Source organism: Achromobacter aloeverae, from assembly GCF_004121055.1.
In the GTDB taxonomy this organism is placed as follows: Bacteria; Pseudomonadota; Gammaproteobacteria; order Burkholderiales; family Burkholderiaceae_B; genus Bordetella_C; species Bordetella_C aloeverae.
The window spans coordinates 109,536-129,344 of record NZ_PYAL01000004.1 but is presented as its reverse complement, the minus strand read 5'-3'; the positions used below and the strand labels follow the sequence as shown (position 1 = coordinate 129,344).

General features: G+C 58.4%; 13 protein-coding genes. 7 read left to right on the top strand and 6 right to left on the bottom strand.

The features are described from left to right. Window positions 1-97 precede the first annotated feature (97 nt). Window positions 98-1,120 (top strand): Bug family tripartite tricarboxylate transporter substrate binding protein, encoded by a 1,023-nt coding sequence (locus C7R54_RS14610; RefSeq protein ID WP_129151183.1) that lies wholly within the window; start codon window positions 98-100, stop codon window positions 1,118-1,120. A gap of 24 nt (window positions 1,121-1,144) precedes the next feature. Next, window positions 1,145-2,551 (top strand): amidohydrolase, encoded by a 1,407-nt coding sequence (locus tag C7R54_RS14605; protein WP_129151182.1) that lies wholly within the window; start codon window positions 1,145-1,147, stop codon window positions 2,549-2,551. Between the two features lie 8 nt (window positions 2,552-2,559). On the opposite strand, the gene C7R54_RS14600 is transcribed toward C7R54_RS14605, so the two are convergent. Both C7R54_RS14600 and C7R54_RS14595 read right to left on the bottom strand, forming a co-directional pair. Beyond that, window positions 2,560-4,608, bottom strand: a complete 2,049-nt coding sequence (locus C7R54_RS14600) for a TonB-dependent siderophore receptor (protein ID WP_129151181.1) — start codon at window positions 4,606-4,608, stop codon at window positions 2,560-2,562. A 760-nt stretch (window positions 4,609-5,368) separates the two neighbouring features. After that, window positions 5,369-6,403 (bottom strand): Fe(II)-2OG oxygenase family protein, encoded by a 1,035-nt coding sequence (locus C7R54_RS14595; RefSeq protein ID WP_204524338.1) that lies wholly within the window; start codon window positions 6,401-6,403, stop codon window positions 5,369-5,371. 1,120 nt (window positions 6,404-7,523) lie between these two features. On the opposite strand from C7R54_RS14595, the gene C7R54_RS14590 reads away from it, so the two are divergent. Together C7R54_RS14590 and C7R54_RS14585 are read left to right on the top strand one after the other, a co-directional pair. Continuing rightward, on the top strand, window positions 7,524-10,853 hold the full coding sequence (locus tag C7R54_RS14590) for a UvrD-helicase domain-containing protein (protein WP_129151180.1): 3,330 nt from the start codon (window positions 7,524-7,526) through the stop codon (window positions 10,851-10,853). 384 nt (window positions 10,854-11,237) lie between these two features. Beyond that, window positions 11,238-12,101 carry a DUF5677 domain-containing protein gene (locus tag C7R54_RS14585; RefSeq protein WP_129151179.1) on the top strand — a complete coding sequence of 288 codons (864 nt, stop codon included), beginning with the start codon at window positions 11,238-11,240 and terminating at the stop codon, window positions 12,099-12,101. Here C7R54_RS14585 and C7R54_RS14580 read toward each other — a convergent pair. Then, window positions 12,054-12,854 (bottom strand): hypothetical protein, encoded by an 801-nt coding sequence (locus C7R54_RS14580; protein WP_129151178.1) that lies wholly within the window; start codon window positions 12,852-12,854, stop codon window positions 12,054-12,056. The genes C7R54_RS14585 and C7R54_RS14580 overlap by 48 nt on opposite strands. Window positions 12,855-13,249: 395 nt before the next feature. On the opposite strand from C7R54_RS14580, the gene C7R54_RS14575 reads away from it, so the two are divergent. Next, window positions 13,250-13,972 carry a hypothetical protein gene (locus C7R54_RS14575; RefSeq protein ID WP_129151177.1) on the top strand — a complete coding sequence of 241 codons (723 nt, stop codon included), beginning with the start codon at window positions 13,250-13,252 and terminating at the stop codon, window positions 13,970-13,972. Beyond that, window positions 13,969-16,236: a DotA/TraY family protein gene (locus C7R54_RS14570; protein ID WP_129151176.1), complete on the top strand. Its 2,268-nt coding sequence runs from the start codon at window positions 13,969-13,971 to the stop codon at window positions 16,234-16,236. Before C7R54_RS14575 ends, C7R54_RS14570 begins: the two co-directional genes overlap by 4 nt. 5 nt (window positions 16,237-16,241) lie before the next feature. Here C7R54_RS14570 and C7R54_RS14565 read toward each other — a convergent pair whose 3' ends face one another. Continuing rightward, window positions 16,242-16,619: a hypothetical protein gene (locus C7R54_RS14565; RefSeq protein WP_129151175.1), complete on the bottom strand. Its 378-nt coding sequence runs from the start codon at window positions 16,617-16,619 to the stop codon at window positions 16,242-16,244. Between the two features lie 392 nt (window positions 16,620-17,011). On the opposite strand from C7R54_RS14565, the gene C7R54_RS14560 reads away from it, so the two are divergent. Further along, window positions 17,012-18,037, top strand: coding sequence for a site-specific integrase (locus tag C7R54_RS14560; RefSeq protein WP_129151174.1), 1,026 nt, complete (start codon window positions 17,012-17,014; stop codon window positions 18,035-18,037). A 417-nt stretch (window positions 18,038-18,454) separates the two neighbouring features. Here the strand turns inward: C7R54_RS14560 and C7R54_RS14555 are convergent, their stop codons facing one another. Both C7R54_RS14555 and C7R54_RS14550 read right to left on the bottom strand, forming a co-directional pair. Continuing rightward, complete coding sequence (locus C7R54_RS14555) at window positions 18,455-19,447, bottom strand: reverse transcriptase family protein (protein WP_158021207.1); 993 nt, start codon at window positions 19,445-19,447, stop codon at window positions 18,455-18,457. A gap of 62 nt (window positions 19,448-19,509) precedes the next feature. Then, window positions 19,510-19,791 carry a helix-turn-helix domain-containing protein gene (locus tag C7R54_RS14550; RefSeq protein ID WP_129151172.1) on the bottom strand — a complete coding sequence of 94 codons (282 nt, stop codon included), beginning with the start codon at window positions 19,789-19,791 and terminating at the stop codon, window positions 19,510-19,512. Between the last annotated feature and the right edge of the window lie 18 nt (window positions 19,792-19,809).

Here is a 19,809-nt window from a genome sequence, read left to right as displayed (position 1 = left end):
CACGCGCACGGATAGCCTTGCGCCACAGAATTCCCTTACACCAACGACGCAACCGCCGGTCAAGCGCGCGGACTGCGATAAACAAGGGAAGCCTGACATGGACATCATCCGAAGTTCACGCCGCCTGGCCTTGGCGGCCATCGTTTCGACGCTAGGGACGCTGCTGGCCAGCCCGTCCAGCCAAGCAGCAGAAACGGCCACCGCGGCAACTACCGGCAATTGGCCGGAACATCCCATCTCCCTGATCGTGGGCTACCCCCCCGGCGGCAGCGTGGACCTGACCGCGCGGCTGATCGCCAAGGAGCTGAGCGACCGCCTGGGCCAGAACGTGGTGGTCGTGAACCAGGGCGGGGCCGGCGGCACCATCGGCGCCCAGCGTGTGGCGCGTGCGCCGGCGGACGGCTATACCCTGCTGCTGGGATCGACCAACGAGATGGTCATCGCCGGCATGATCAACAAGGCCGTCGTCTATGACGGCAGCAAGGACTTCACGCCCTTGGGCATCATTGCCACCCAGCCGATGCTGCTGGCCGCGTCGCCCAGCGCCGGCGTCAAATCGGCGGCCGAGTACCTGACCAAGCTGCGCGGGGCGCCGGCCGGCCGCTACAACTTCGGCTCTTCCGGCGTCGGCACCACGCTGCACCTGGCCGGTGAAATGGTCAACCAGGCCACACAAACGCAGGCCTCGCACGTGCCCTATCGCGGCGTAGCGCCGCTGGTCACCGACTTGATGAGCGGCCAATTGTCCTTCGGCATGCTGGTCCTGTCCTCCGGCCTGCCCCAAGTGCAGGCCGGCAAGCTGGTGGCGCTGGGCGTGACGGAGAAGAAGCGGTCGCCGGTCGCCCCCGACATCCCCGCCTTGGCCGAAACGCCCGGCTTCGAAAGCGTCGACATCAACGTATGGTTCGCGCTGTACGGCCCCGCCGGCCTGCCCGCGCCCATCGTCAAGACCTTGCGCGAAGCATTGGCCGCATCGCTACAGGCCCCCGTTTTCCGGGCGAAGATGGCCGAGTCGGGCGGCGAAGTGGCCGCGCCGGGCCTGGATCCGGCGACCTTCCAGGCCAGCGAGGTCGTCAAGTACGGCAAGCTCGTGCGTGCCGCGAAGATCGAATCCGACTGACACGCTCTTGCGCGAGGCATTGCCATGCAAACTATTCAAACCAACGGCCGTCCGTTGACGGTTGACCCGAACCCGACCGCGGTTGACCTGATAGCGGCCGACACAATAAGGGCCGCTACGTTGACGAACGATTCATTGACGGCCGAGCTGTCCCTGCCGCTTGCGCAGCAGGTCGTCGCCACCCGGCGCGACCTGCACCGTCACGCCGAGCCAGGCTGGTGCGAATACCGGACCGCCGCCAAGGTCGTCGCCACCCTGCGTGCACTGGGGTGGGAAGTACGCCATGGCCGCGCCGTCACGGACACCGCCAGCCGCCTGGGCGTACCGCCGACCGCCGAACTGCAACGCCACGAAGCGCGCGCCGCCAGCCTGGGGATCGATCCAGACGTGCTGGCGGCCATGCGGGACGGGCATACCGGCGTGGTCGGCGTGCTACGCGGCACGCCGGGACCGGTCGCCGCCTTGCGCTTCGACATGGACGCCAATACCTGCGGCGAAGACCGTGATGCCGGGCACCCGCCCATGCGCGACGGATACGCCTCCATCAACGACGGCATCCATCACAACTGCGGGCACGATGGCCATACCGCCATCGGCCTGGCCCTGGCCCGCCTGCTGGCCGAACAGCGCGACGCCATTCGTGGCGAGATCCGCCTGGTCTTCCAGCCGGCCGAGGAAGGCCTGCGCGGCGCCGCCGCCATGGTCGCCGCCGGCGTCATGGATGGTGTCGACGTTTTCTTTGGCTGTCACATCGGCGTGCAGGCGCTGCGCCTGGGCGAGATCGTCGCGGGCTACCGCAATATCCTCGCCAGCCTGAAGCTGGATGCCACGTTCCAGGGCGTCAGCGCCCACGCGGCGATTTCGCCGCAGGTCGGCCGCAATGCCTTGCTGGCCGCCTGCGTGGCCACGCAGAACCTGCACGCATTACCGCGTCATGGCGATGGAGAAACGCGCGTCAACGTCGGCCTGTTGTCGGGCGGGGAGGCCCGTAACGCGGTGGCGGCGCATGCCACGCTCGCGGCGGAAATCAGGGCGGACAGCAGCGCCGTGCTGGATACCCTGCATGAGCGGGCGATGGACGTGCTCGATGGCGCCGCCCGTATGCATGGCGTGCAACTGTCCACCCGCGTGGCCGGCGCATGCGGTGCGGCCAGCAGCGATGAGGCACTGGCCGAACAGGTCGCCCAGGCCGCGGCCTCGGTGGCGGGCATTACGCACATTCGCGCTTCGGCGGACTTCAAGGGCAGCGATGACGCCGCCGCCATGATGGCCGCGGTACAGCAACGCGGTGGCCAGGCAGTCTATATCGGACTGGGCTCGCCCCTGCGGCATGTTCATCATCACCCCAGTTTCGACTTCGATGAAGCCGTGCTGCCGCTGGGGGTCGCGCTATTCGAGGCCGTATTGCGGCAGGGCGGCCACGTGGGTTAGAACCGGGCTTAGAACTGGTACTTGACCTGCATATCCACCGTACGGCCGCGGCCGTAGTAGCAATAGAAGTCGCAACCGCTGATGTAGTTCTTGTCTGTCAGGTTGCGGACGTTGAGCTGCACCGACCAGTTGCGGTTGATCTCGTACAAGCCCATCAGGTCCACCAGCGTGTAGCTGCCGATCTTTTCGTCCGGGTAGTAGGTTTCATCCACGGTGGAGCCGTTATAGCGAATGCCGGCCGCCAGCGTCAAAGCTTGCGAGCTGGGCAAGGCCAGGCGGTGGCTGACCCACGCACTGAACTGGTTCTTCGGGATCAAGGGCACACGCACCGTCTGGTCGGAACTGATGTCCTGATGCGCATGGTTGTGCGTATAGGCCAGCTTCAAGTTGGTCGCCTTGCCGATGCGCAGGTCCGTGGACAGCTCGATACCCTGGTTCTTGCGCTTGCCGATCTGGGTCTGGATGTTGCTTGAATCCGCGGCCAGGGCATTTTTCTCTTCCAGGTCGAAATACGCCAGGGTCGCCGTGCCGTTGAGCCAATCCGGATTGAACTTCAGGCCCACTTCCCGTTGCTTGCCTTCATACGGCTTGTAGCCCCGGCCATAACCATCCGAGCCCGCCACCGGCTGGAACGATTCGGTGTAGTTGAAATAAGGCGAGACGCCATAGTCGCTGATATACATGGCGCCGAAGTTACGGCTGTTGTGGCTGACGTCGTAATCGGCATTCGTGCCGGAGGACAAGCTGTCACCCTCGGCCTTGTCGTGACGGATGCCGCCGGTGAAGAGCCAGTTGCTCCCCACTTTCACTTGCGAATTGAAATATGCGCCAAGCTGCCGCGTCTTCTGGTTATAGGGCGTCCCGCTGACGTCAAAAGGCTGACCATAGACGGGGTTGAACATGTCGATATTGGGAACGAAGCCGAAACCATTGTTGTCCCCGTCCGTCTTGGAATGCAGGTAGTCGAAGCCGACCGTGGGTATCCACTCGACCTTGCCCCAGTTGATCTTGCCCTTGATGCGGTTGTCGATGTAGTTGTTGTTGGTGTCGCCATTGGTATAGCTGTATCCACGCAAGGCCTGGCGGTTGCCATCCGAACCGTAGGCAAACGTGTTCTGCTGGTCTATGTCCAGGCGCGTGAACTTGTAGTTCTGCGTGAACTCCCAACCATCGGCGAATTCGTGGCGGAACAGCCAGCCCGCGCTGACCTGCGTGCGCCGCAGATAATCGGAATACGGCTCGCCCAGGTTGGTGGTGCGACCGATGTGGCCGTAGGGCGTATCGATGAGGGAGCCATAGGCGGGCATGAAACCGTTGGTCGGCGTGCCGTTCTCACGCTGGATGCTGGTCAGCAGCGTCAGGGAAGTACGGTCGCTGAAATCCATCGTGACGCTGGGCGCAAGATAGAAGGTCTGCATGTCGGTGTGACGCTGCTGTCCGTCTTCCTCGCGGGCCACCCCGACGATGCGGTAATACACGGATCCGCTTTCATTGGCGATACCGTTGTAGTCGACGCTGAGGCCACGCCGGTTGTTGGTGCCGACCTCGGCGCCCAGGCTCAAGGCTTCTTCCTTGTGCGGCCGCTTGGTAACCAGGTTGACCACGCCACCGACCGCCGATGCGCCAAAAATGCTCGAGTCGGCGCCTTTCACCACTTCCACCGACTCGACGCCAAAGATCTCGGGTTTCCAGACGAAAAAGCCGTTGGGCGTCGTGGGGGTGCCGTCCAGCGATGTCGAAGCGTCGAAGCCGCGGATCTTGAACCAGTCCACCTTGTTGTCGCCGCCGAACGGTTCGCTGACGATACCGGCCTGGTACTGCAAAGCCTGGTCCAGCCTGCGCGCGCCCTTTTCCTGGATGGCATCCTGGCTGATCGTGAAATTCGAACCGGGAGACAGGAAGTCCAGGCTTTGCAGCGCATCCACCGTCCCGACTACGGTCACCGCGCTCATCTCCTGCACAGGCGCAGCGTCAGGCGCTTGCTGGGCATAGGCGGAGCAATTCAGGCCAAAGGCCCCCAGGATGGCCGCGTTGACAGCGGTTAGGTATGTGCGCATGAGACCTTTCGGACAATAGTTTGAGACGGAAGTCGTTGCGACGCATCTTAATGCAACTCATTCTCATGATCAAACAATTTGTTTCAGAAAAGCCACATAGATGATGAGCGGCAGAAAGCAAAAAGGCCAACCCGGAAGGGTTGGCCTCGTGCTTGAATTCCATGGTGGGCTGTGAGTGGCTCGAACACTCGACCTACGGATTAAGAGCCAAATCAAGCATGGGAAGGATATCACAGAATCACGGACGATCAAGAGAGAGATACATCACATCAGCGCTCACATGATCGCACAAAGCACATATCCAGCTCCGGCAGAATTCCGGCGCTAGTATTGGAATGTCATTGAGTCCGGGAATTTTTAGGGGCCAAGAGGGAATGCATAGAAATGACAGCCCACGCCTCCACGCCTCGCAGGGAGCTTACTCGATCTGTTCGACGGAAACGATCTCAACAGCCGTTATCGACCCAAGCCAGGTTTCGCCGCTATTTTGCAAGTGGTTGCTTCGCAGTGATTGCTGTCGGTGATCTTCGGTGGACGGGCTCACGCTGTGTGACACCAAGCGGTCATTGCGCTCGATGCTGTGGGCCGATTCGGAGAAATAACGTCGACGATCCGCGCGCATCGGGCGCCTGACAGTTCGGATCTGTATTGGCGGCGTAGTGCTGGCCGAAGTTACAGGATCCGTTCTCTGATAGTACGTTTCGGTCACCCTTCAAACAGCAAGGCCGCACCCCAGCGGATTCATCAGGACGACATTGGCCTACGGGAAAAGCACATGCGAAGGCCGGTCGCCAAGGTGTCGCTGGCTGTCATCCAGCTGCGATGTATCCAAAGCGTAGGTCCGCAGCAGCCATCTTGAATGCCCGCCCGTATCGTCACCCACCTCGCCACGGCCGTGCAGGCACAGGCGGTTACTGACGAGCACGACGTCGCCGGGGCCGACGGCCACGGGCTTGGCGACTTCACCGCAAGCCTTCGCGAAATTCTCAGCGGCCGTCTCTGCTGTCCCGCCGGGCTCAGTCGGGGACACGTTGGAATGGCTGAATCGAACGATCGTCCCGATGGGCGCATCCTTGAGAACCGGCTCGTCAATCGCGATGTGCACGTCCCCCAGGATGTCGCGCATGCCTTCAAGAAAAGTGGCCTGCGATCCGATGGAGAACTGATCCTGTTTCAATTCATGGACGTCCTCTGGAGACAGCTTGGCCAAGGCCTCCTCAAGCACCATCACCGTCGTCGGCACGGCCTTCGGATTTCGCAGCCCTACCAACGTCACTAGGTCCGGCGAAGGTGCGATTCGCGAATTGGAAGCGTCAGTTTCCCCGTTAAACGGGAAGCTCACCGCGTCTGTATGCCCACGCAGTCTACCCTGCGACTTACGGGAGAATTTACCCTCGCCAGGAATAGCCGTCAGGTTGACGAACAGTTCACCGCTGTTTTCCGACCCATATGACACCGTCTCCATGCCAAGGAAACCATGGACAGCAAGTGCCGCAACGCGTCCCGATTGGGTGCCGCCGGTGTCCGGAACCGGCGTGAACCATTCCGGCGTATCGGGCAATTCCGCAGGTGTGAACACTCCAGCGAGCAGAACGAAGGGTGCCGAGATAACTTCCTGACGAACTGCGCTCGGGTCCTCGCCCGCGCTCATTAGCTCTTCTTCGATGGACTTACCGAGGGCGGCACCGAGCTCGCCAGGGCTAGCCAGCGCGTTCGTTCGTTGGCCAAAGGTGGTCCCCTGCTCCCACGCTGCAACGACTGCCCTGACGGCCTCAGCCAGCATCGGCAAAGTCATAAATCCTCCTTGAGATTGATACATTCTTGATATAAGTCTACAATGACATTAAGGGGCTCGTATACGCCCCTCAGCCATGGAGGGCGCCAATGCGAACCACGCTCAACCCGGTGGACCTTGATCAAGGGCGAATGCTCTTGTCCCTGCTCCCAGACACATTATCTAACATTTTTCGGACAGCCCTACTAGAGCAGCAGCCCGAAGGACGTGTATCTGTCTCCTACGAAATTGCCGGCATTGGGAAACGTCAAGTGGCGGCTACATCTCCAAACGAAGCTATTCGGCTGGCCCTCGTGGACCTCGCCTCCTTTCTCACGTCCGTCGCTGAGTCACGAGAGATCGTTCGAATGAACGCTGGCGGAACTAGATCTGAACTGGGTGGAGAAACCTCTACCTCGTCTGAACGCTCTCTATCAAAGGTGAGACAACAGACTCTCGGAACCACATTACCGTTGAGCCTTAAGGAGCATTTCAACTCGATAGCTTCCTCAGAAGCGACAAGCTTTGCTGAGGTGTGCCGTAGATTTATTGTTTTCGGATTTGAAGACTTCGTTGCCAGGTCACTCTATGCGAGCCCGACTTCGCTGTTCCAGATGCTTGATCAGGAACTACATCAGTGGCACGACTCGAGTACAGAGCAGGTAATGGTTCGATTGGAGCCGGGCCACGCTGTTCGCCTTCGGTCGACCGCGAAAGAGTATGAAAAGTCAGTCTCCGAACTGACTGTGCTATGCGCGGTCCACGGAATTGCGATGCAGAAGCTGCTCACCTCTCTCGAGTCAAGGGTCTCGAATTGCAAGGGGGCAGCGATACGTAAGCTGGTTTCCACGCTTGGGCTTCAACCTGCTACCGCTCCTCTAGTGTCAGGCATCCTCGTCGGAAATGTACGTGCTCCGAGGAAACTGCTGTCTAGACTCGCCGTGGCCTTTGAAGCGCCTGAGTCGCTGCTATCGACACTGTTCCGAGGCAGTTTTGACCGCAGATTGGTACCCGCGTTTAAGGCGGAGGCCGGAAAGCCGGTGCTTTCGACAGCTCCTACGACTTGGACTTCCGCAGTGAAATCGCTCAATCTGCCGCCAGAGGACGCCAAGGCACTTCTCGATCTTGGAGTCTGAGACGCATGAACCCATTCCAGCGCGCTCGAGATGAAGCCCATACAGCCAGAGCCAAGCTAGAGGCCACCTTTACTCACAACGTCATTACGGCGAAGGACCTTTTACTCCAAGTCGAATCGGCCCTAAATATTGCGATTGAACAAGTACCGCCCTCTTATGCCGACTTAGGCGGAGGAAGTGCCGTACTCCAACGGGAGCAAATGTTCATCTACGTGAGCTCAGAAGTTGATGCGTGGGGCGCTGAATTCTGTGGCCTTGTTGCGCACGAACTGGGGCACTACTTCCTTGATGCAGCGAAGCCGGCAACCACGGTTGCCCACCTGAGCACCCTGCTAGGTAGTGCAGGCAGTCCGGCTGTTCTCAAAGTTGAAGCCTACGGAGCACGAGAGAGGCAGGAACTCCAAGCGAATGTGTTCGCTCGCGAGCTATTGCTGCCACGGGATGTCGCTCGTCAATTTTTTTTTGCCGGGAAAGGACCTGCGGAGATTGCCTCGGAGCTTGGTATCCCTTTGGAGTTCGTCCGGCAGCAGATGCTCGACGGACTGCTGCTTCCCGAATCAGCGGTTACCACTAGCCCCCTAGCAAGGCCGAGTCCCGACCAGCTCGCCGCAGCGAGAGCCCAAGAGCGAGCCGCCAACGTGGTGGCCGGGCCAGGCACTGGCAAAACCACGACCCTCATCAACCGAGTGAAGTACTTGGTGGAAGAGAAGCGCGTGCATCCGAGTCAAATTCTGGTTCTCACATTCACCAACAAGGCAGCGTTTGAACTGGTCGAGCGGCTGCACAACGCGGGGATTGATGATGCCTCCGAGCTTTGGGCAGGCACCTTCCACTCGTTTGGGCTGGAATTTCTGAGGAAGTACCACCAGCACTTCAATCTGGAGTCGGACCTTCACGTCTCAGACTTGATGAGCTCGATGACCACCATGGTCAAGGCTTTGCCTCGAATGAACCTCGACCACTTCTTGCGCGTGGAAGACCCATATGACTGGCTCGGCCCTGTCATTGAAGGTATCACGAGACTCAAGGAGGAGTTGGTCACCCCAGCCGAGTACAGAGCCTTTGTGGAGCTGAACAAAGTTGAGGACGAGGAGCTGCAGCAGAAGCGGCTCGATGTAGCTGCACTTTTTGAGCTACACGAGACTCTACTCGAGGAGCGTCAGACTGTTGACTTCGTAGACCTCATATCGATGCCTGCAGTTGCCCTCCGAGAAGACCGGACGCCTTTCGCAGAACTAGTCGACCGCTTCGAGCACGTTCTGGTGGACGAATATCAAGACGTCACGCAGGCCATGGTCGAATTGCTTCGGCAGTTGGCCTACAAGAAACACATCTGGGTAGTTGGAGATATTCGGCAAGCCATCCATCACTGGCGCGGCGCTTCACTGAAAAGTTTGCTGAAGTTCGATACCGAATTCAAGGCCCATGCTGGCGGGAAGGCGATTCAGCGCTACCCTCTGACGTACAACAGAAGAAGTTCTCAAGAAATCGTCGATCTAACTCAGCAGATTGGCCGCGAGCACGTTCTGGAAAGTTCGTTGCGCCTAGACGACGTCGTCGCGATCAATGGTCCATCAGGTGTAGTTCCCGTCGTTGTCAGTTGCAGCGACCGCGATGGAATCGTCGGCGCGATTTCCGAACACATTCGCGAACTGCATGCCGATGGGGTCGCGTTTGGCCGCCAGGCCGTCCTTTGCCGCAAGACCAGCGATGTGGAGCGGGCTGCAGAACTGCTTGAGCATGCGGGGATCCCAATCATCTACATCGGCAACCTGAGCGCGCGGATCGAAGTGAAACACTTGCTCTGCTTGATCCAGCTTCTCGTTGAACGCCGCCCGAAGGCCCTAATTGGCCTATCGGATATTCCGGACCTGAACATGCCGCGGGCTGACCTCGATGTCCTCCTAAACGCGGCCGAGAACGACGTGGCCTTCCAGCGGGGCGGCTGGATTCATTTCGCACCGCCCGGCCTGAGCTCTCGCGGCTGTGAGGTCGCGTCAAATCTCCACAAGCTCATAGGGAAATTCCGGCATAGCTCCAATCCATGGGCCTTCGTCTGCGACCTTCTACTGGAGCAGCGCTTCGGACTCCCTCCCTTTGCTGACACAAGCGTTCAAGCGTGGGTCGCGCGCATCGCTCTCTGGCAGTTCGCCTACAGCGTGAGAAACGGTGATGGTGAAATGAAGGAGGCGCGACTTTCCCGATACCTATTGCGTCAACGACTGCGTCAGAGAATCGGTGATGCACATGGTCAGCGTGACCTTCCCCCTGAAGCTGCCGTGCTTGACGGTGTCCGGGTCATGACGGTCCATGGCAGCAAGGGACTGGAATTTGAGGCGGTGCATGTAGGCTTCGTGGACTCCGACAGCTATGGAAGTCAAGCACCGAACTGGAGCCGTGAGGGAATTCTGGACATCGTCCCGCCGGAAGCACTCGGTAGCAGTTCGGACGAGTACAAATTCGAGGCGTCTGTCGAACGGAACAACTTGCTTTATGTCGCGGTATCGAGAGCGAAACGACACCTTCATCTCTACCAGGACACCAAATTCAAGAACTCTACCGCACCCCAGCTGAACCACTACCCCAGGAAGTTCCGGCTCAAAACATACACGGGCCCTACACTCACCAAAACGAAGAGCGTCTCTGGAGCAGCGTTTGTACCACCGACGACAATAACGTTCGAGGACTTATACAGCTACGCGACTTGTTCGCTGCGATACTGGTACAACCGAGTTCTGGAGTTAAAGAGTGAATCGGACATTGAAACATCGCTGCGCGCTAGATGGGCAGTGATGGATGCGCTCAAGGCGTTCTCGTCGGGGGCCGCGAGCGCGCCAGAAAGTGCATTGGCAGATGAATGGGTAGCCCGAAAACTGCCCTCACGGTTAGAAGATCCATCCCTGTGGAGTGATGCGATATATGCGCTGAGAAGGGGTGAGGCCCAGGTGAACTCGATGCAAAAGCGAGGAGGCAAATTCGAACAGGCCACTGCCGTAATCGGCGGACTAACACTGCAGATGCCGTGGGGCTTTCGCATCCAGGGAAGCTACGGCACCGAGTATGCAGTCCTGAGGTTCTCTCGTCGCGGCATCGCTGAATACACAACCATCATGAAGCCGTTGCTCCAGGGGCTGAACCTTCCGGGCGCCACATCTATTTCACTTCACCATGTTCTATCGGACAAGACGGACTCAGTTCCAGGCACTAGGGCACTAGAGATGACAAAGTCGTACAAGGCAGCGGTACGATTCGCCACCGGAGACAACAGTCCGGTCGTTGGTCGCCATTGCGCACATTGCGACTTCTCCACAATCTGCCCGGCTGCCCCAATGTAGCTTTCGCGCCGCACAACAGCGCAGTCGGACGAATCGCGTTGTTGGTCGTGAACGCCCACTGGCAGCCAACCACCTGCGACAATTTTCCAAAGGTCACTTCCGACGTCCGGCGTATGAGCTATTGCTCATGGGCGCAGAATTTGGAGCATCCTAGGGACTCAGTTCAGCCTGAAGCGATCGCTCCAGATACAAGACTGATCATTTACTATTGGCTTATAGGCACTGGCGGTTGCCGACCCAAGCGAGACGGAACGCATTTCCCCGCATAGCAAGTCAGCGATTTACTTCAGCGCTCTCACTCCACCTCTTCACCAGCTATAGTTTGGTGGGCAGGCACAAGTCTGCCGAACTTCACTGAAGTTTTTGTGTTTGGGCGCTTGAAATATGACTGCAAACGAGGAATTGCCGCTGCTGGATGCGCTGCGAGGATTGGGGATGCTTCAGCAAGAGCTTCTGCGTCTTGCGCTCTTTATTGCATCTCAAGGCCATGGCACATATGAAGGTGAAACTCTAACCTGCACTCTACCTGATTCGCAGCGGCGCATAAGTACATTGCTGGCAATGTGCGCTGGGCAATCTTTCGAGTTCCTCCTGCGCCTTGCCAAACAACGTGGGATTCCTGTTCGTGATGCCTACCCCATCGCAAGATCGGCGGTCGAGTCTTTCGTAAATGCGAGCTACCTCCTTGCGGAATCGGACGCAGTCGCGGAACGGGCTATAAAGTACGCCGAATTTGCAGCATGGCGGCATCACAATCGTAAGTTTGGAAGCGGCGAGTTCTCAATCGAGATTCAATCAGACCCCGACCCGGCTGCAACGCTCTATAGCAAGTTTCCCGAGTTCGCGGGTAAAGGGAATGGAAGCTGGACCAACCTGGATGTTCCAAGTCGGATCAGGCGCGTTGGTGAGCTTACTGGACGTAAGGCTGGATCGAGGCTGCTAGGAGCGTATGGATTGATCTACTCGCTCTCCTCGGAGGTTATCCACGGCTCACCCTTTGGAGCGAGTTTCTTCTACTCAGCGCACCTCCAAGGAGAACACACCACGGAGGCGTTTGTCGCAGGAACGGTTCGGCAGCTGGAGGAAATCCTCATCGCACTTCTGCACGCTGGTTGCGGCTATCTCGCTGCTTTTTTCGAAAAGCAGAAAATTCATAGCGCCGTGAGAGCAGAAGAGAAACTTTTCAATCGGCTAATGTCCTTAAGCACCAAGCCAGCGGCGGACTTCCCGTTTCCCTTGCCGCACTAGCTCTTCCAGATTGGCCGCTATTGACTGCTCTGAGGGAAGACCAATCTCCTCCCATGAGAAAACCGGTTCTCTCTCCGCAGTCTTTTTCCAAAGCACTCCCCACTGCCACGCATACAAGTCGATCAAGTCTGGTCTTGCCGTCCCGCGAATCCTACGTCTCAATCGATCAGCCTTAAGCCTTCGATATGTAGGCCAGTCATCTTCGTAGTCAAGGTATAGATCGACAGGGCTTGCATCTCCCAAGTCCAGGCGATCCCCCGGAGCGCCCAACACTTCAACCTGGTCGTATTCCGGTTTTATGTATCGGTAGACCAGCACCTTGTGAGCGGGTCGCTCTAGAACAGCGGCAACCTTGTCTTCAAACTCTTGGATGTCCCCAGCTGTTGGGGCCCTACCATCCGGGCCAGGCAACCAGTGCGAATACCGTGCTGCCATATTGGTTCTCGTGTCCACTTTGCTTCGTAGACCAGCCTTCTGCAACGCTTCGTCTATTTGCGGAAGGGTCATGCCAGCAATGTCTTTCACTTCATCGATAAGCATGGCTGAGAAGCGCTGCCTGGCAAGATGCAGTCGATCACCACGGTGGCTTCGATGTTTAGTCATAGAAATTTTTGGTAGTTTTATCCAGGATAAAGCCGATGCTACCTTGCGCATCATCACCACGCAATAAGCGTCTGTGTGATCGTCCCTGATGATACGAGGTAATAACATGGCGAAGGCAAATAGAGACTTCCGTGTCTTATTCAATGGCATGGATGATGACGCGTTGATAACTCGTGCCGAACTGGCTGAGCTACTCGCTCTCTCCGACTCGGCGGTGCGCCAAAGGATCTACCTTGGCCAGATGCCGCCACAGGCATTTCCGTACGAGCGACGAACGGTTTTCTTTGTTCGTGACGTTCGACAATGGCTGAGGGATCACTACTCGAAACAGCCGAGCCCATCCGCCAAGCCTACAAAAACAGCCGGTCGTCCACGTCACTCGCACGACGTGGCTGTAGCTGCCTAATTGGTAGCTATCTAGTACCAAACTGATAGCTACGGATATGCGTGATAGCCGGATTCCTCATCCACCTGGGGGTCGATTTCTTCTTGTCCATGACTGGGCTGTTCGTGAGCTTGGCCGCGCCGGCGCAGCCGTCCTGGCTGTGATCGATTTCCTCGATCGCCGCGAAGAGATGGCCGGTGTCTGGGTCGCTTCGCGAGCTCGTGTTGTCGCAGATCTGGAAGGTTTCGTCGGCCGGAATGCAGTCGATGAAGCACTAGAAGATCTTGTCGCTAGGGGTTGGCTCCGGAGAAAGAACCACGTCGAACAAGGCCCCACCAATCTGGTTCGGCGAGCGGAGTTCGCTTTGGATGCCGATGCCATCGCCGAGTCGCTCTGCAAAAGGAAGAACTCCCCGGAACCGGGAGATCCGAAATCCCGGAATCGGGAAATCGGGTTTCCCGATTCCGGGACCGAAAGAGGACCCGAAACGGGGACTCCCTATAGAGGTAGAGAGCAGAAAAAGACCACCACCTGCGATAACGCAGGGGATGCGCCTGGCGGCGCAGGTGGTGGTATTCAGATCGCCCCTGACTACCTCGCGGAGCTGGTCGAGGCTGGAGTCGCTGCGGCAGGCCAGATCAACAAACCGGTAGCTTTCAAACGGGCAATTCGCCTACGCATTCTGCGTCATGGACCAAATCCTGACGACTTGGCGGCCCTGTCGGAGTACCGCCGCCGGCGCGACGTCGCTACCAAGCAGGCGACGCAAGCCGAGGCCAATCGGCTGCGCGACCAACAGGCCCTAACGCCCGACGCCCGGGAGCACGGCAAACAACAACTGGCCGCCATTCGCGCCCAGCTAGGAAAGCGAATCCACCCATGAGAACAATACGCAAAAATACGTGTACCGGTCTGGTCACGACCGGACTCCTGCTGTTGGCGGACACGGCCGCGGCCCAGGACGCCAGCTCGACATGGAAGCAATTCAGCCCGCCACCCGGCGACACTTCGGTGCAGTTCCTCTCGGAAATCTTCGGACCGGTGGTGAACCTGGTGTCGAACGCCACCGGCGTGAGTGGAACGCAGGGAGGAACCACTGACACTGCGCTGGGCAGCATGATGTCGGTGTACTGCTCGGCCATCATCTTTCTGGGGATGGTTTTCGTGGCCTATACCTCGATCAAGGCCACGGTGAATTCGGCCCATGACGGAGAATGGCTGGGGCGCACTATGCACTCCACTTGGGTACCGCTGCGCTCCATCATCGGCGTGGCCGTGCTGCTGCCCCTTGGCGCGGGATATTCCTTCGTGCAGATCGCGCTCATGTGGGCCACGCTGCAAGGCGCTGGCATCGCCGATGCCGTCTGGGCCGCGGGACTGAACCAGCTGGCCAGCTCGGGCATGATCGCGCAACCAATCATCCCGGACTCCCGCCCGCTAGCGGCCTCGATCTTACAGTCCGAAGTCTGCATGGCCGCGATGAATCAGCAGTATGCGCTTTCCGGCCGGTCTACCCGGATCGTGAGCGACAGCCCTCCCGTCTCGGTCAACACCGTGACGCCTCCGTCCCCGGCCTTAGGTGCCACGCCCGATTCGTCGAGCCCCATGGGGACTTACACGACCAAGGCCACCTACTGGCACGCGAACGACGACAGTTATCTAAACCCGAACGTGTGCGGCGGCCTGGAATGGAAAGACTCGTTCGCGTCGCCAGTCGGCGGCACGCAAAGCATCAAGAACACGCTATTGCAGGCGCATGTAGCGGCCGTGCAAACGATGATCACCACGCTGCGTCCCATCGCCCGGGCCATCGTCGCAGGGTCTAAGCCCGATGTGGGCGCGTTGGACAACGCGGCGAATGCCTACGAGTCATCACTTCGTGCAGCGGCTCAAGGCATCATCGGGCAGACGGGCGACAAATCCAAAGCAGACTTCATCGCGACCGCCAAAGATGCGGGCTGGATCTTCGCAGGGACCTGGTACAACCAGATCGCCAAGCTCAACGACGCGATGCAAACGACGTTGAATGCCTTGCCCACGGTGTCGCCGGTCACCATCATGGACAAGGAGACGACCCAGGTCCTGCAAACGTATGCCGACGCCACGACCACTGCGCGGGAGTACGCAAAAAATCACGTCAACAGCGTGCGCCAGGCGTATTACGCGGCCACGGACGTGAATTTCTCCAATGGCGACTGGACGGCGGCTTCCTGGTGGAAAAAACTCATCTCGGCGCCTTTCATGGGACTGATCAACCAGACCACGCAATGGATCGCAGGCTCGAACCTGAACCACATGAGCCAGATGAAAGGCTACGGCGACGTCATTGTCGGTACCGGCGAAGCCATCATGGCCGCGTCGGCCGTTGCCGCCGGGTTTTCCAACTCCTTAGTGGGGCAGGTGGCGTCCTCGGTCGCTACGATGGGATCCTTCAATATCGGGGCCGTCTTGCAGCTTTTTGGGCCCTTCATCATGGTAATCGTGCTCATGCTCTTAGCCTGCGGCGTGATGCTTTCGACATACATGCCAATGGTGCCCTTCATCACGTGGACCACTTCCGTGGTGAACTGGTTCGTACTGGTTGTCGAGGCCATGATCGCCGGTCCGCTATTCGCGGTCGCACACGTTCATCCCGACGGCGACGACGTATCTGGCAAGGCCGGCCCCGGGTGGATGCTCGTTCTCTCGCTGCTGATCCGTCCCACCCTGATGATCTTCGGCCTGATCACAGCGATGCTGCTCACCGAGCCAGTCGTTGGGTTCATCAACGCAGCCTACATGACCGTTGTCGCCGGCGTGCAAGCCGATTCCATGACGGGATTGGTCAGCGCCATCTGCTACATCGCGATCTACGTGGGCGTCATGACGACGGTGGTCCACCTTGTGTTCTCGCTCATTCACTGGATCCCCGACAACATCCTGCGCTGGCTCGGCGGCATTTCCAGTGGCCTACATTCGGCCCAGCAAGTGGGCGAATCCACGCAGGGCCGGATGGAGGGCAATGTCCAGAATGTTCGGCAGCATGCCGGCTTTGGTGGTGATGGGCCGTCTCCCACGAGTAGTGCAGGAATCAGTGGGGAAGGCAGTGCTGCTTCCACCGCTGCGAAAGACCCATTACCAGACAACAAAGACCTATTGGGGCAGTAATGGTGCTACCCACTCACCCGTGGCCCACTAGGGCTCGACACAAGAGTCCCCGTTTCGGGATCGTAGGTATAGCCCTTTTCCAGCAATAAGGCTCCGAGATGCTGCCGTCTGATAGCCTGCCGTGCAGCTGGATCAGCGAGAGCCGCGGTGGGCGCTACCCGCTCAACGATCGTCGCGAGCTCATTGCACATGAAGCCCGCGGCCTGGGTCGAGGCATAGCTAAGCGTCACCTTTTCACGCAACGCCCGATTCTCGGCTTCAAGCTCATTGATGCGAGCCTGCAATCGGTCGGCGTGCCGAATCCACGAGTTCAAGGTGGTCTTAACTCGTTTCGCGGCGGCGAAACCAGCGCCAAGCCCAGCCTGGTAGTCCAGCGTTGTCATCAAAGCTCCCCCATCACGGCGACGTCACCGCATGATACGCAAGGGGTGCTCGAAATAGAAGACATCCGTGCTCAAAACCACCTGCGTCACTTTGACTTCGCACCACATCATTTACGCAGCGATCAGGGGCACAGTGACGCCAAGCTGCGAATAAGGTGCCAACACCGTGGTCACTGTGACGCGAAGCGGCGTCACAGTGACCCGGAACAGAGTCACCGTGACGCAACTTCCGCACTTGGCTGCGTCACATAGACGCTGTTATGCGAAGTCAAATTGCCGCTTCCTCATTCTCTGTCTGGGTTACTCGGAGAGAAACCCATAGACAGAGAATGAGTAAGGCGCCCAAATGCCCATAAGAACTTGAGCACCCATCCCCCTTTTGAGCAAACGCTATGGAAACCGCAACCCAACAAGAACAACACGACGACCTGCTTTCCATCGTCCGCCAACGTCTTACCTTGAAGGCGCCGAGTGATTCTTCGACGGACACCAGACAAGGATACGTGCGCGAATTCAATCGGCTCGATGGCGAACATGGAAGAAGCGCTCACGACATTTGGAATCTTGCTCGCAAGACCACCTCGGCAGGCACCTATGGCCGCCGTGTCGCCGCGCTCAAATACGGCATTGTGAAAATGCTCGAAGACTACTTGGCGCGGGCGAACCACCAGAAACCTCAGCGTGACGACATGGATGCCATCCAGGAAGTCCTCGAGCTCGACCGACTCGTCTCCTCGGCCGCCAAACCATATCCAGCAAATCCGAAGTCACGCGTACGCCCTGGGTCCCAGGTCATGGGCCGCCGATCTCAACGCCAGAACCTGCGCAGGTTTCCCGACGACTGGCGCAACCAATTGGCCAGGAAATTCATCGGGATGCAGTACGAGAAGGCATATCTCATATCGGCCCTGTCAGGCCTTCGTCCACATGAGCTGCAAAGAGGAATAGAAGTGCAGTGGACCTCAGACGAATTCACTTTGAGCATTTGGGGGGCAAAGGTAAAGGGTGAAATTCAAGGTCAGCCGGTACGCAACATTGTTTATGACGTAAATCACCCCTTCGTCGCTCGGCTACTGCAACTTGTGGAATTGGGTGAAGGCGCCGTCGCATTGGTAAGCGTGCCCAGCAAGGTGGCTTGGACTTCGGCATTGCGGCGGGCGGGACGGACACTCTGGCCGAACGTGAAGAAGGATGTCGTCCCCTATCTGCTACGGCACGCTCTGATCAGCGACATGAAGCGTGCCGGCGGAGACCCGGACGAAATTTCCGCGGCGCTGGGCCATCGCAGCGCCAGAACGAAATCCAGGTACGGCTCCTGGGCTGCCGGCGGGAAAAATCCCCTACTTCCGAAGCGGGCCACAGCCGCAAAACCGATTCGACACCTCGATTCCAAGCCTAGTCCGATCAATGGGAGGTAGTATGAAGTTCCGACTCACGCCCGCCATGCTGGCGTTGGCCTTGGCAATTCCCGGTCTTGCCCACGGCCAGGCTGATACACCCGCCTCTCGGGCGGATCCGTGTGGCTATGAAAAAACCGTGCAAGAAGCTCGCCAATTGCCTAACCCCTGCCCCAACGACGCTGGATGTGCGGCACACACCAAAGAGGTGGTGGATAAGCTAACGGCTGCGGAAGAATGCGAGCTGCAGCGCCTGGCCCCTCCCGTCTATTACCTTCAACCTGAGTCCAAGAAGGGGCTCACCGCGGAATCACGACTAACTCCGTCAATTTCGCAGTAGCGGCAAAAGCACCCCAGGGCCGGGGGGCCTGCCCCCCCTGCCTGGCCCGTTGGGCCAACCCATCGCCCATCCGGTGGGCTTTCAGCCAGTGACCAAGATCACCAGGGTGGGTCAACGACCGCTGACTGCCGGCCGAACGATTCATTCGCGCTATAAGAATCGACCATATCACGCTGAAGCTTGTCGATGTTCGGCTGGGCCTCGCCTGCACGAGCGCGAAGTATTTTGGCCACTCGATCGATTTGCTCGATAAGCTGTTCACCCTTACGGCGATGGAATCGCTTGACCTTGTATGCTTGCCCTCGGATGCGGGGCAACAAGGATTGCAGCTCTTCGACTGAGTCTCCGGATTCCACTCGGCGGCAGAAGTTATTTACGAGGGCGCGGACTCTCGATCTCTCCTTAGGAGGCAGAGATGGTTTGGTATTTCCTATCAGCTTCAGAACTTCGATCTGGCCGCCGGCGTGCATGACCTCATGCTTACCAGCATGTACAAGCAGACCCTTCCGTGCCAAAGCTGCGGCGACTGTTCTGACGACCCAGTCAACGCGTGCCGCGCTAAGATGTTCCTGACTGGACAAGGTGATATCGTCTACGTGCCTCGAGTATCTCGTGACCCCGATTGAAGCGAGCTTCGCAATAAGCGATGACTCAACGTCCCACAACGCCAGATTGGCCAGGTATCCACTCGTGGGCGCACCCTGTTCCAGATGGCCATCTCGGGTCGTAAGGAGTGCCAAAAGGTCCGCGACCTCGTGAGAAAACCCAAAGAATCCAGACCAGATATCGCAGACAACGTCGAAAGTCACACTTGGATAAAATTTTGAGATATCTTCCTTGATGACTGACTTCGCTCCAATGTGAATCTTGACGCTATCGGTGTAGTCCTTCCCCGGCACACCGCCCGTCAGATAATGAGGGTAGATTACCCGCCGAAGGAAATTGTCATTGATACGCTGCAAAACCGGCTTAAGTGGCTTAGCAGTGTCATATAGAACGCGTTGTGTCCCATCATTTTTTGGAATGGTCTTCGCGACAAAATACAGTCGCGACGCTCGTTTCGCCAATGCAGTCAACTCCCTGGCGTCCATACCTAAGGGATGTCGCAGTGAGCCAATCGATTGAATCCTGTCGTGTGGATACCTCGGCGCGGTCATTTCTGACGCATCAAGCCGAGAGCGAGATCGGAAAAACGCTGTGCTGTCTCCTTGTCCATGTACTTCAATTCCTTGTCGTCTGATGCAAGAAAAATCACTACGGGAACCGGTACTTCTAGCGCTTCAGCAACCTTACCCACAAGTGCCAACGTAGGTTCCCGCTTGTCGTTCTCCAAGCGGGAAAGATAGGATGTGGAAATGCCAGCACGCGCAGCCACGACCTCTAAAGAGAGGTCTTTCGCTGAGCGGCAAAGCTTGAGAGTTCTTCCAATGTTCATTGGGATCGATACAAAAGT

Excerpts from the sequence above, each read along its gene's own strand:
- C7R54_RS14585 (WP_129151179.1), top strand. The coding sequence starts at position 11,238 with ATGACTGCAAACGAGGAATTGCCGCTGCTGGATGCGCTGCGAGGATTG.
- C7R54_RS14600 (WP_129151181.1), bottom strand. The coding sequence starts at position 4,608 with ATGCGCACATACCTAACCGCTGTCAACGCGGCCATCCTGGGGGCCTTT.
- C7R54_RS14570 (WP_129151176.1), top strand. The coding sequence starts at position 13,969 with ATGAGAACAATACGCAAAAATACGTGTACCGGTCTGGTCACGACCGGA.
- C7R54_RS14580 (WP_129151178.1), bottom strand. The coding sequence starts at position 12,854 with ATGCCATTGAATAAGACACGGAAGTCTCTATTTGCCTTCGCCATGTTA.
- C7R54_RS14610 (WP_129151183.1), top strand. The coding sequence starts at position 98 with ATGGACATCATCCGAAGTTCACGCCGCCTGGCCTTGGCGGCCATCGTT.
- C7R54_RS14550 (WP_129151172.1), bottom strand. The coding sequence starts at position 19,791 with ATGAACATTGGAAGAACTCTCAAGCTTTGCCGCTCAGCGAAAGACCTC.
- C7R54_RS14555 (WP_158021207.1), bottom strand. The coding sequence starts at position 19,447 with ATGGACGCCAGGGAGTTGACTGCATTGGCGAAACGAGCGTCGCGACTG.
- C7R54_RS14590 (WP_129151180.1), top strand. The coding sequence starts at position 7,524 with ATGAACCCATTCCAGCGCGCTCGAGATGAAGCCCATACAGCCAGAGCC.
- C7R54_RS14565 (WP_129151175.1), bottom strand. The coding sequence starts at position 16,619 with ATGACAACGCTGGACTACCAGGCTGGGCTTGGCGCTGGTTTCGCCGCC.
- C7R54_RS14605 (WP_129151182.1), top strand. The coding sequence starts at position 1,145 with ATGCAAACTATTCAAACCAACGGCCGTCCGTTGACGGTTGACCCGAAC.
- C7R54_RS14595 (WP_204524338.1), bottom strand. The coding sequence starts at position 6,403 with ATGACTTTGCCGATGCTGGCTGAGGCCGTCAGGGCAGTCGTTGCAGCG.
- C7R54_RS14560 (WP_129151174.1), top strand. The coding sequence starts at position 17,012 with ATGGAAACCGCAACCCAACAAGAACAACACGACGACCTGCTTTCCATC.